We start from the raw sequence: 12,460 nt of genomic DNA, 5'->3' as shown, positions 1-12,460 counted from the left end.
AGAAGCAAAACCTTATGGCATTATTAATTAATGATAAGTGTATTAACTGTGATATGTGCGATCCGGAATGTCCGAATGGCGCAATTACATTTGGCGCGAAGATTTATGAAATCGACCCACTATTATGCACAGAATGCGTAGGTCATTATGATAAACCGACCTGTAAAACAGTTTGCCCGATTAACTGCATTATTACTGACCCGGATTACGTAGAAAAAGAGGAAGTATTATGGGAAAAATTTGTCATGATCCAAGAAGCGACAAAAGCAGCACGTTAACCATCGTATGCGATACCCAATAAGATAAATACGAAAACGGCGAGTGAATAACTCGCCGTTTTTATTTGTCAGTATCGACTTAGAACTTATTACCACTTTGTTCTGTTCTTTCTCGCGCTAACCAGTCTTCTTTAAGCAGCGCGGTTAATATATGGTCTTGCCAACTTCCAGCAATTTTAAGATATTTTCGAGCATACCCTTCACGTTCAAAACCAAGCCGCTGTAATAACGCGCCACTGCGCTCATTTTCTGGTATGTAATTAGCCATCACGCGATTAAGTCCCACATTTTCAAACATGAACTCCAGACAACGCTGTAAAAATTCAACCATCAAACCCTGCCCTTCATAACACTTTGCGATTGAGTAACCGAGGTAACAGGATTTAAACACGCCTTGAATAATATTACTAAAGTTAGCAACCGCAACGATTTCGGATTTATCAGGCGTCATAGCAATAAAGTTTACTGCGCTCGCATCATCAAACTCTGCATGTATTTGCTTGATACGAAGCTGCCACCAACGTAACGTATAATAAGCGTCACTACGAATCGGTTCCCAAGGTGTTAAATGCATCTGATTACGAACATAATATTGACGCAGCATTTCGCTGTCGTTCGCCACCGCAACGCGGATGACTAAACGCTTAGTTACAAATTTGGGAAATTTTGATGACATCCAACACCTCAGCTAACACTTAGCAAGATGCAACCTTGTTGAAGAAGATAATAAACCACCATTATCAACCAGCTGTTTCATCAAGCCTAAATTAGCCAGTATACGTTCTACTAAAGGAGTTTCAAATGGATAATAAGCTTCTTTACAATTATTAACCGACTCAATCGTCGCCACAATAAAATGTTCCAAAATCAAACAAGTACGATTTTTACGGAAATTGGCCATCCACAGCTCAGTGGACGAATACGCGCCACGGCAATTACTACCAACACGCAATACCGTTCCCGGTAATAAAGGTAAATTATCGTGTTCACAAAAAGCATAAAAATTATCTAGGCTTTCTTCTTCCCACTCTGGACTGACGATGATAATGGCGTCTGCAGCCCGCATTAATTGTGCAGAGACCTGCCACTCTTCTTGCCAATCCGCAATTTCATTTTTTATCGCCTTATCCCAAATAGGCAAGGTTACTTTTACAAAATCTAATAAACTCACTTTACTGAATAATTGCGACTGCTCGGCTAATTGCAATACTGATTGTGCAACCTTAATGGTTGTCGACCTGTTTCGGGTGCTGCCACTTATAACAACTAGTCTCACTTTATGCTCCTTGCATCAAAGATATTCACTACTAAATCACTTCCATATCCATATGGAATTAATATTAATCTATTGATGATATGGGGGAAGAGTAAGCGGGGTCTATAGTGATAGCTCAAAGCAATACTATAACCATACTAAGGCATGACCACAGAAGATCATAAATGACGAATATAAAGCGAATACCCACTTCGCTGCTATTATACTTATAAATATATGATGGGTATTCTCGATGCAGTGTTAGTTAAAATCGGCAAGCCGGATTTCCAAGGTTCAAGTGGTCACGTTGGCTTTTACTGTACTGCTGAATTCAGGCTCAACCAAACCTTGCTGAATAAAATCAGCTAAATAAGTCAACAATGTTGTTACTGGTTTTGGTAACTCATCAAGATCAAAACTATCGAGCATATTTTTGACTTCGAGACCCAACTCTGTATCACCTTCAATTTTTAGACGGCGTTGGAAAAACAGTGTGTCAGGATCTTCTTTACGTGCGGTAATTAATACTAACTCATTTAAATTACCTTTAAAGCTAACGTCAACTGATTCTGCTTTTGGCGCAATAATAAGTTTATTATCTTTACAACTGATAAACCAATTAATGCCTAAATCAGTGATCTCAACCTGCAGCCATTTTTGTTCAAGAAACTCAAATTCATCATCCTCTAGCCCTTCAGAAAATACCCGATTAAACACTTGTGAGAGTACTTTCTCTTGCAGTGAAAAAGGTAATATTTTAGCTGGTATCGCTAATAGCCCAGGTACAGTATGTACCAATTTACGATGTAGAGTATGTAGCATCAGAATATGCTCCTTGAATAAAAATAGTATTTTAGCGTGCCATCAGCGACCATATCCTAAGCAAAGTCAATTTAAAGTAGATTAATTCAGATAATCCTGCCCTAAATCAAATCCAATAAAACATCGATGCCTTACAATTTTTCTCAAGATTCATCGTTCAAGATACTATAACAATGGAATTACTCTGCCCTGCTGGTAATTTACCGGCATTAAAAACAGCGGTTGATAATGGCGCTGATGCTGTTTATATCGGCTTTAAAGACGATACCAATGCCCGTCATTTCGCTGGTTTGAACTTTACTGATAAAAAACTAGATAAAGCGGTCGATTATATTCGCAGTCATGATCGGCATTTACACGTGGCCATCAATACCTTTGCTCACCCAGGAAAATTAGAACGTTGGGAACGCGCCGTTGATCGTTGCGCTGACATGGGGGTAGATGCCGCTATTATCTCTGATGTAGCTGTACTTGACTACGCAACCAAAAAATACCCAGATTTAGAGTTACACCTATCCGTGCAAGCATCAGCAACAAATGTGGAAGCCATTAATTTTTATACCAATAATTTTAATGTCAGTCGGGTAGTATTACCCCGCGTATTATCTATTCATCAAGTAAAACAATTGGCCCGTAATACCGATGTTGAACTCGAAGTATTTGCCTTTGGTAGTTTATGCATCATGGCCGAAGGTCGTTGCTACCTATCATCTTATTTAACTGGCGAATCACCAAATACAGTCGGTGCTTGTTCGCCAGCAAAATATGTACGCTGGCAAGAAACCGAAAAAGGCCTAGAGTCACGCTTAAATGGCGTACTTATTGACCGCTACCAACCCGATGAAAAAACCGGCTACCCGACACTTTGTAAGGGCCGTTTTAATGTCGACGGCAAAGTGTTTCATGCACTAGAAGAGCCAACCAGCTTGAATACCCTTGCGTTAATACCAGAACTTGCACAAGCAAATATTTCAGCTGTGAAAATTGAAGGACGCCAACGCAGCCCCGCTTATACAGAGCAAGTAACCCGCGTATGGCGTGCCGCTATCGATCGTTACAAACAAAATCCAGATAAGTATCAGGTTGAAGCCGCTTGGAATAAACAGCTCGATCAGCTCTCTGAAGGTACCAGCACCACCCTTGGCGCTTATCACAGAGACTGGCAATAATAGGCATTAGTGAGAATTATATGAAATACGCATTAGGACCAATTTTATATTATTGGCCAAAACAACAAGTCGAAGATTTTTATGCTGCCGCGGTGAATTCACAGGCAGATATTATTTATCTTGGTGAAACAGTTTGCAGCAAACGCCGCGAATTAAAACCAAAAGACTGGTTAGGATTAGCCAAAGAAATTGCCGATTCAGGTAAGCAAGTGGTGATCTCAACCATGGCGCTATTAGAAGCACCATCAGAAGTTAATATTCTCCGTAAATACTGTGAAAATGGTGATTTTATTGTTGAAGCTAATGACTTTGGCGCAATCAACTTATTAGCCGAAGCCAAAACGCCCTTTGTTTGTGGCCATGCGCTTAATGTCTATAATGCTCAAGTGCTACAGTTATTAGTCAATAAAGGCATGCAGCGTTGGGTTATGCCTGTTGAGTTGTCGCGAGACTGGCTAGTGCAACTGCAAGAGGACAGCAAACTGCTGAATATCCGTGATCAATTTGAAATCGAAGTATTCGCCCATGGTCATTTACCACTGGCCTACTCTGCACGCTGTTTTACCGCTCGCTCAGAAAACAGAGCAAAAGATGATTGCGAACTTTGCTGTATCCACCACGCGAATGGCAAACCCGTCTATAGCCAAGACAATAAAGAACTGTTTACCATTAATGGCATTCAAACCATGTCAGGTTACAAATATAATCTGTTAAATGATGTGGCAAGCATGCACGATTTGGTGGATGTAGTGCGTGTGAGTCCGCTAGGAGATTCTGCATTCCAAACACTAGCTCAGTTTAAACAAGCTGCGGAACAAGATATTAAATTCGACTTGCAACTAGATCGCGAATGTAATGGTTATTGGCACCAAATAGCAGGATTGGAGACCGTGAGTTCATAACCACATCCTAGACCCAGCCCCCCTTTTGACTTCAAAGGGGTAGCTGGGAGGACATTAGATCTTCTTAGCGGTTACTTGCTAATCTTGCCAGTTCTAAACGTGCATAACCATGCTCGATAAATTCATACACATTATTACTTAATGCTAATTTGAAATAGCTTTCTGCTGCACTCTTGTCATTCATTAACAACTTGTATTTACCCAAATAAAAGTAAGCTTCCGTTAAACGATGTGCCAATGTTTGGTTATAAGTTCGTTCGTGCTTATCCAGTCCATCAAGTAATTTATCCAACAATTGAGTTTCATTTATCGCTTGCGTATAGAGCGCGACGATATTCCATGACCAGCTATCATCAATGTGTTGGTCATAACGTGATTTAACTGATTTTAACGCTTGTTCTGCATTAATGTGATATTCAGGGTAATACAACCACAACGTTCTAAATGGGTCGTTAGGTGCTTCATCGTAAGCACTGATAAGGTCATCTACAGCTAATGTATAACGTTCGCCATAATACAACGCGATGCCACGATTAAGTAATACGTAATTATTTTCAGGCTCTAATTCCGCGATTGAATCATAGGCATCAAACGCTTCATCAAATTGCTCGGTCTGCGTCATATACAAACCAATAAAATTATAAGCAGGCACAAAGTTTGGCTGTAATGTTAATGCACGCTGAAAGTCAGCATGAGCCAGTGAACGTAACCCCATGCTATCAGCAAGTAAACCACGCTCATAAAAATAACGAGCTTGACGAGCCCGATCATCTTTAGCATCAAGAATAAGTTGGCTATAACGCATTAGCATAATTTCGGTTTGATAATTAACTTGTAGTGGTTCAGCGAGAATTAATTCAGAAGGCGTGCGGTCATCAGCCGAAAAAGACCCCGATAATGAACTACAACCAGAAAGTAAGGCTGCAGTAATAAATAAACTAAGACATCGTTTCATAATTAAACCACTTATTTTTGCAGATATAAAAAAGGAGCGTATCAACGCTCCTTAAAATAATCAATCTAAATATAACAACAAGTTATTCGCTAACTGGTTGCTCAGCAGGCGCTGCAGGAGCGTCCATTGCTTCTTTAATACTTAAACGGATACGACCTTGACGGTCTACTTCTAGAACTTTAACTTTAACTACTTGTTCTACAGACAGGTGATCTGCAACTTTGTTCACACGTTCTTGCGTAATTTGCGAGATATGAACTAAGCCATCTTTACCAGGTAAGATGTTAACAAATGCGCCGAAGTCAGCTAGACGTACAACTTTACCTTCGTAGATTTGACCAACTTCAACTTCAGCTGTTAGTTGGTGAATACGTTCGATTGCTGCTTGTGCTTGTTCGCCACTTGTCGCTGCAATTTTCACTGTACCATCATCTTCGATTTCAATCGTAGTACCAGTTTCTTCAGTAAGAGCACGGATTGTTGCGCCACCTTTACCGATGATGTCTTTGATCTTGTCCGTGTTGATTTTGATTGTATGAATACGCGGAGCGAATTCAGATACGTCATCACGGTTAGTTGCGATAGCTTGATCCATAACACTTAAGATGTGTAGACGTGCAGCTTTTGCTTGTACAAGCGCTTTCTGCATGATCTCTTTAGTGATACCTTCAATTTTGATATCCATCTGTAGTGCAGTGATACCACCATTTGAACCAGCAACTTTAAAGTCCATGTCACCTAAGTGATCTTCATCACCAAGAATGTCTGAAAGAACTACGCTACGGTCACCATCAAGCACTAGGCCCATTGCGATACCCGCAACAGAAGCCTTGATTGGCACACCTGCGTCCATAAGTGCTAACGAAGTACCACATACAGAAGCCATTGAGCTTGAACCGTTAGATTCAGTAATTTCAGATACAACACGTACAGTGTACGGGAATTCATCTGCAGTAGGCATAACCGCTAAAACACCACGTTTCGCTAGACGACCGTGACCGATTTCACGACGTTTAGGCGAACCTACCATACCAGTTTCACCAACACAGTAAGGAGGGAAGTTGTAGTGCATTAGGAAACGGTCAACTGTTTCGCCAGTTAGACTGTCAATACGTTGTGCATCACGTTCTGTGCCTAATGTTGCAGTTACTAACGATTGAGTTTCACCACGTGTGAATAGTGAGCTACCGTGTGTACGTGGTAGAACGCCAGTCATTACGCTTAGCGCACGGATCATTTCTGGATCACGACCATCAATACGAGGTTCGCCATCAAGAATACGGTTACGTACGATGTTCTTTTCTAAAGAACTCAGTAAATCACCTGCTTCACGCGTGTTTAGCTCTTCGTTTTCTTCTTGAAGTTTAGCGATTACTGCTGACTTGATGCCACCAACTTTAGCGTAACGTTCAGTTTTTTCTTGGATTTGGTATGCTTCAGCAAGGTCGCCTGATGCTAGTTCTGCGATTTTCGCTTTAAGCTCAGTGTTTACTACTGGTGCAGTCCATTCCCATTTTGGTGTATTAACTTCTGCTGCAAATTCTTTAATTGCTTCAACAACAACTTGCATTTGCTCGTGGCCGTACATTACCGCGCCAAGCATTTGTTCTTCGCTAAGAATTTCAGCTTCAGACTCAACCATAAGTACTGCATTTTCAGTACCTGCAACAACAAGGTCTAGTTGGCTTTCTGCTAACTCAGATGTTGATGGGTTAAGAATGTATTCGTCATTTTGGAAACCGATACGTGCAGCACCAATTGGGCCATTGAATGGCATACCAGAGATACTTAATGCAGCTGAAACACCGATTAATGCAACCAAATCAGGTTGAATTTCAGGGTTAACAGATACAACAGTAGCAACTACTTGTACTTCATTTTTGAAGCCAGCAGGAAATAGTGGACGGATTGGACGGTCGATAAGGCGACAGGTTAAAGTCTCGCCTTCACTTGGACGGCCTTCACGTTTGAAGAAGCCACCAGGGATCTTACCTGCAGCGTAAGTACGTTCTTGGTAGTTCACTGTTAGCGGGAAGAAATCACGACCAGCTTCAGCTTGTTTTTTACCAACAACACTTACTAAAACAGAAGTATCACCGATGCTTGCCATTACAGCTGCTGTTGCTTGACGTGCAATAACACCTGTCTCTAATGTAACTGTATGTTCACCATACTTAAACGATTTTACGATAGGATTCACTCTTTGTCCTTAATCTTTAATGTCTCTTTAATTTCGTCGCTAAGTATACTGCATAAAAAAATTAAAGGGCAATGTAAGTATTGGAAATAGTGAAATAAGTTGAAAAATAATTCTAAGTAGGAATAATTTGAAGGGAAATTTAAAAACAAAAAGGAGCCAATTGGCTCCTTTTTTATAATTTGTTGCCCGTAGACGTCAAATTAATTGTCGATTAACGACGTAGACCTAGACGTGCGATAAGATCTGCATAACGTGCATTCTCAGTACGTTTTAGGTAGTCAAGAAGTTTACGACGGCTAGCAACCATACGTAATAGACCACGACGGCTGTGGTGATCGTGGATGTGCTTCTTGAAGTGACCTTGAAGGTGGTTGATTTGTGCAGTTAGTAGTGCAACTTGAACTTCAGTTGAACCTGTGTCGCCTTCTTGGCGTGCGAAATCTGCAACGATAGCTGCTTTAGCTTCAGCGTTTAGTGACATAGTGGAGTCTCCAATATAGATAAATAGCTTATAGCCGACCACTCGTTCAGCTATAAGAAGAACCGCGGAGTATACAGAGGTCAGTGTATTCCTGCAATCATTTTCACTGATCAATTTACAAACGAATATGACGCATAAAAAGTCGTATAAAAAAGGCACTATTACTCACGTAACAATGCCTTTTATCTCACCCATGACTCATATCTGAATAATGGATTTATTTTGGTTCGCGAGCCTGTGTTTCGTAATTAACGATACGTTTAGGAGCGACCCTACCTTGGTCATCGATACTACCAACGCCAATGAAAGTACGCTCACCACCAACCGTCATACGCACTAAGCCTGATTCAGGAGTATTAGGTACAACAACGGGTTGCCCGTGTAATACAAAATCACCTGTCTCTGTGCTCATGTTCGCTTCCGGTAAATGACTTACCGCTGAATCAAGTGGTAGTAATAATGGATCAAGCACATCTTTCGGCTCAACACCGTCTGCATTAGCTTGCTCTACCATCTCTTCCAGCTTTTCAAACGTAATCATTCGGTCTGCTGGATAAGCGCTAACACCGATACGACGTAGCATACTCACGTGTGCACCGCAGCCCAATAGCTCACCCAAATCATCAACGATAGTACGGATATAAGTCCCCTTACTCACGTGGATTTCTAGATTAACTTCATCATTTTCATAACTTAATAATTTAAGTTCAAAAACGGTAATAGGACGTGCAGGACGATCGATAAAGATGCCTTGACGCGCATACCAGTACAAGGGTTTACCTTCGTGCTTTAATGCCGAAAACATTGAAGGCACTTGCTCTGTGTTACCACGGAAAGTATCAAGTGCGATCAATAATTCAGCATCGCTTACGCTAACAGCTCGTGTTTGCACGACTTCACCATCAGAGTCTGATGTGTCCGTACGTTCACCCAGCTTTGCAGTTACTAAGTAACGCTTATCTGAATCAAGTAAGAATTGTGAAAACTTCGTTGCTTCACCAAAGCATAACGGTAACATACCAGTAGCCAATGGATCTAAGGCACCAGTGTGACCCGCTTTAGCAGCAAAGAAAATCTTCTTTACACGCTGTAATGCATCGTTTGAGCTTATGCCTGTCGGTTTATCCAACAAGAATACACCGTGTACATCACGGCCGTTCCATCGACGACGACGTCCAGACATGACTAAGACTCTCCTTCAGGAGCGTCTTTTTCATCTGCCGTAGTGCCATAATCATCTTGCAGTTTTTTATCTTTAGCACGTACTTCAGTTACAAGACTTGAAAGACGCATACCTTCAACGAGTGTATTGTCATAAATAAAACGTAGTTCAGGTACAATTCGTAACTTCATTGCACTGCCAACTAACGAGCGGATATAACCACTTGCCGTTTCTAATGCTGCAACGCCTTCTTTGATACGTTCTTCATCATTATCAATGTTAAAGAAAGTAACATACACTTTTGCGTAAGAAAGGTCACGTGACAGATCAATACTTGATACAGTTACCATACCAACACGTGGGTCTTTAACTTCACGTTGTAAAATACGCGCAATTTCTTGTTGTAGTTGCTGTGCAACTCGACGAGAACGACTGAATTCTTTTGCCATTTTTAAATTCCTCTAAAGGAAAATGGGGACCTAAGGCCCCCATAAAGTTATTTTAATCGAACCGAGCTATTAACCGTTACAGAGAACGTTTAATTTCAACAGTTTCGAATACTTCAATTTGGTCACCAACGCGAACATCGTTGTAGTTCTTAACGCCGATACCACATTCCATACCCATACGAACTTCTTGTACGTCATCTTTAAAGCGACGTAGTGATTCAAGTTCACCTTCGTAGATAACAATGTTATCACGTAGTACACGGATTGGAGCGCTACGTTTGATGATGCCTTCAGTAACCATACAACCAGCAATTGCGCCGATTTTAGGTGATTTGAATACATCACGAACTTCAGCAAGACCAATGATTTCTTGACGGAATTCAGGCGCAAGCAGACCGCTCATCGCTTGTTTAACTTCATCAATCAAATCATAGATAACGCTGTAGTAACGTAAATCAACACTTTCGTTGCTTACAACTTCACGCGCTTTTGCGTCAGCACGTACGTTGAAACCAAGTACGATAGCGTTCGATGCAGCAGCAAGTGTTACGTCAGTTTCAGTAATACCACCAACGCCACGTCCGATAATTGCAACTTTAACTTCATCAGTTGAAAGTTTAACCAACGAATCACAAAGTGCTTCAAGTGAACCTTGAACATCTGCTTTAAGGACGATATTCAATTCAGAAACTTCACCTGCTTCCATGTTAGCAAACATGTTATCAAGTTTAGATTTCTGTTGACGAGCCAGCTTAACGTCACGGAATTTACCTTGACGGTAAAGAGCAACTTCACGTGCTTTCTTATCATCACGTACTACAGTCGCTTCATCACCCGCTTTAGGTACACCTGAAAGACCTAAGATCTCAACTGGAATAGAAGGACCCGCACATTCGATTGGCTGACCATTTTCATCACGCATTGCACGAACACGGCCATATTCAAGACCACAAAGTACGATATCGCCACGCTTCAATTGACCTTGTTGTACAAGTACTGTAGCAACAGGACCACGACCTTTATCAAGACGTGATTCGATTACAACACCTGCAGCAGGACCTGTAGCAACGGCTTCAAGTTCTAAGATGTCAGATTGTAGTAAGATACCTTCAAGTAGCTCATCAATACCCATGCCAGCTTTAGCTGATACGTGTACAAACATGTTTTCGCCACCCCAGTCTTCTGGAATTACGTCATGTTGTGCAAGTTCGTTTTTAACACGATCCGGATCAGCACCTTCTTTATCCATTTTGTTCACTGCAATGATCAGTGGAACACCCGCTGCTTTCGCATGGTGGATAGCTTCAACAGTCTGTGGCATAACACCATCATCTGCCGCAACAACAAGCACAACGATATCTGTCGCTTGAGCACCACGAGCACGCATAGACGTAAACGCCGCGTGTCCAGGAGTATCAAGGAAAGAGATCATACCGTTTTCAGTTTCAACGTGGTAAGCACCGATATGCTGAGTAATACCACCGGCTTCACCGTCTGCAACTTTAGCGCGACGGATATAATCTAGAAGTGATGTTTTACCGTGGTCTACGTGACCCATGATAGTAACAACTGGTGCACGAGTAACTTTAGTACCTTCACCTTGTGCTTCAGCTAATACAGCTTCTTCAAGTGCATTTTCTTTAACCAAGATAACTTTATGGCCCATTTCTTCTGCGATAAGTTGTGCAGTTTCTTGGTCAAGTACTTGGTTAATAGTAACCATAGAACCTTGCTTCATCATATACTTGATGATTTCAGTCGCTTTGATCGCCATTTTCTGTGCTAGTTCGCTAACACTGACCGTTTCACCGATGCGAACATCACGTTCAACTTTAGCAACAGGCTTATTAAAACCTTGTTGCATAGCTTCTGGTGCGTTAACCGATTTACCTTGATGACGGCTATAACGGTTATCAGGTTTACGACCTTTCGCTTTACGTGCTTTACCTTTACCTTTAGGCGCTGGTTTTGCAACTTCTGCTGGTGCCGCAGGTTTTTTCTTACGAACACCCTTTTCTGAACGTGCATCTGCATCATCTTCTGCAGCTTGTGCATGAGTTGATGTTGTTACATGGTAATCTGCAGATTTCTCTTTCTTTTCACGTTCAGCATCTTCTGAAGCCCAACGTGCTGAATTCTCTTCTGCTAGTTTACGTGCTTCTTCAGTTTTTTGTTGAGCTTCCAGCTCAGCTTTACGAGTGGCTTCCTGCTCTTGCTTCTGCTTCAACGCTTCCGCTTCGCGCTTCGCCATATCATCTGCCTCTTTTGATTTAGTATTTTTCTGTTGTGTTTCACGTTTTGCTGCTTCTGCAGCATCACGTTTTACTTTTGCTTCTGCGTCAGCTTTTACTTTTGCTTCAGCATCAGCGATTGCTTTTGCCTCTGCTTGTGCTTTCGCTTCTGCCTGAGCTTTCAGTTCAGCCGCTTCTTGCGCCGCTTTTTCTTCTGCTAATTTCGCTTCATCTTCAGCTGTAGTACGTTTAACGTAAGTACGTTTTTTACGTACTTCTACTGCAACTGATTTTTGCTTACCGCCACCGCTTGCGACGCTAAGCGTGCTTTTGGTTTTGCGCTGTAATGTTAAGCGACTAGGTTCAGCCGTATCACTACCATGTTGCTCACTTAAGTGCACCAGTAGTGTCTGCTTTTCACCTTCCGTTACCGTACTGTCGTTCGCTTTTGCTATGCCAGCATCAGAGAATTGTTGTACTAGGCGATCAACAGTAGTACCGATATCTTCGGCCAATTTTGTAATTGATACATCTGCCATGTAGTTCGATCCCTCTC

General features: G+C 41.6%; 12 protein-coding genes. 3 read left to right on the top strand and 9 right to left on the bottom strand.

Translation table 11 applies throughout. From position 1 onward, the window contains the following. The first annotated feature begins 14 nt into the window (after positions 1-14). Positions 15-278, top strand: a complete 264-nt coding sequence (locus HWV03_RS03765) for a YfhL family 4Fe-4S dicluster ferredoxin (protein ID WP_067041447.1) — start codon at positions 15-17, stop codon at positions 276-278. A 79-nt stretch (positions 279-357) separates the two neighbouring features. Here the strand turns inward: HWV03_RS03765 and rimJ are convergent, their stop codons facing one another. From rimJ to ubiT, 3 genes are all read right to left on the bottom strand, one after another. Next, on the bottom strand, positions 358-954 hold the full coding sequence (gene rimJ, locus HWV03_RS03760) for a ribosomal protein S5-alanine N-acetyltransferase (protein ID WP_211678516.1): 597 nt from the start codon (positions 952-954) through the stop codon (positions 358-360). Between the two features lie 12 nt (positions 955-966). Further along, positions 967-1,554 carry an NAD(P)H-dependent oxidoreductase gene (locus HWV03_RS03755; RefSeq protein ID WP_211678515.1) on the bottom strand — a complete coding sequence of 196 codons (588 nt, stop codon included), beginning with the start codon at positions 1,552-1,554 and terminating at the stop codon, positions 967-969. Positions 1,555-1,827: 273 nt separating this feature from the next. Then, the gene (gene ubiT / locus HWV03_RS03750) at positions 1,828-2,355 is read right to left on the bottom strand and encodes a ubiquinone anaerobic biosynthesis accessory factor UbiT (protein ID WP_211678514.1); all 528 of its coding nucleotides are present in this window, start codon (positions 2,353-2,355) and stop codon (positions 1,828-1,830) included. A gap of 173 nt (positions 2,356-2,528) precedes the next feature. Between ubiT and ubiU the strand changes: the two genes are divergently transcribed. Beyond that, a complete protein-coding gene (ubiU, locus tag HWV03_RS03745) occupies positions 2,529-3,524 on the top strand; it encodes a ubiquinone anaerobic biosynthesis protein UbiU (RefSeq protein WP_211674129.1) in 996 nt (331 codons plus the stop codon). A 20-nt stretch (positions 3,525-3,544) separates the two neighbouring features. Continuing rightward, positions 3,545-4,426 (top strand): U32 family peptidase, encoded by an 882-nt coding sequence (locus HWV03_RS03740; RefSeq protein WP_211678513.1) that lies wholly within the window; start codon positions 3,545-3,547, stop codon positions 4,424-4,426. A 64-nt stretch (positions 4,427-4,490) separates the two neighbouring features. Here HWV03_RS03740 and nlpI read toward each other — a convergent pair whose 3' ends face one another. The 6 genes from nlpI to infB all read right to left on the bottom strand — a co-directional run bounded on the left by nlpI (position 4,491) and on the right by infB (position 12,443). After that, positions 4,491-5,381 (bottom strand): lipoprotein NlpI, encoded by an 891-nt coding sequence (gene nlpI / locus HWV03_RS03735; RefSeq protein ID WP_211678512.1) that lies wholly within the window; start codon positions 5,379-5,381, stop codon positions 4,491-4,493. 82 nt (positions 5,382-5,463) lie between these two features. Next, on the bottom strand, positions 5,464-7,581 hold the full coding sequence (pnp, locus tag HWV03_RS03730) for a polyribonucleotide nucleotidyltransferase (RefSeq protein WP_211678511.1): 2,118 nt from the start codon (positions 7,579-7,581) through the stop codon (positions 5,464-5,466). A gap of 211 nt (positions 7,582-7,792) precedes the next feature. Next, complete coding sequence (gene rpsO / locus HWV03_RS03725) at positions 7,793-8,062, bottom strand: 30S ribosomal protein S15 (RefSeq protein WP_045111670.1); 270 nt, start codon at positions 8,060-8,062, stop codon at positions 7,793-7,795. A 217-nt stretch (positions 8,063-8,279) separates the two neighbouring features. Then, the gene (gene truB, locus HWV03_RS03720; RefSeq protein WP_211678510.1) at positions 8,280-9,245 is read right to left on the bottom strand and encodes a tRNA pseudouridine(55) synthase TruB; all 966 of its coding nucleotides are present in this window, start codon (positions 9,243-9,245) and stop codon (positions 8,280-8,282) included. Positions 9,246-9,247: 2 nt separating this feature from the next. Next, entirely contained in the window at positions 9,248-9,673 is a 426-nt protein-coding gene (rbfA, locus tag HWV03_RS03715) for a 30S ribosome-binding factor RbfA (protein ID WP_075477186.1), read from the bottom strand. Positions 9,674-9,749: 76 nt separating this feature from the next. Further along, positions 9,750-12,443, bottom strand: coding sequence for a translation initiation factor IF-2 (infB, locus tag HWV03_RS03710; protein ID WP_211678509.1), 2,694 nt, complete (start codon positions 12,441-12,443; stop codon positions 9,750-9,752). Between the last annotated feature and the right edge of the window lie 17 nt (positions 12,444-12,460).

The sequence above is a fragment of the Moritella sp. 36 genome (assembly GCF_018219415.1).
Lineage (GTDB): Bacteria > Pseudomonadota > Gammaproteobacteria > Enterobacterales > Moritellaceae > Moritella.
Note: the sequence above shows the minus strand (reverse complement) of the source record. Positions and strands in the feature narration are given on the sequence as shown.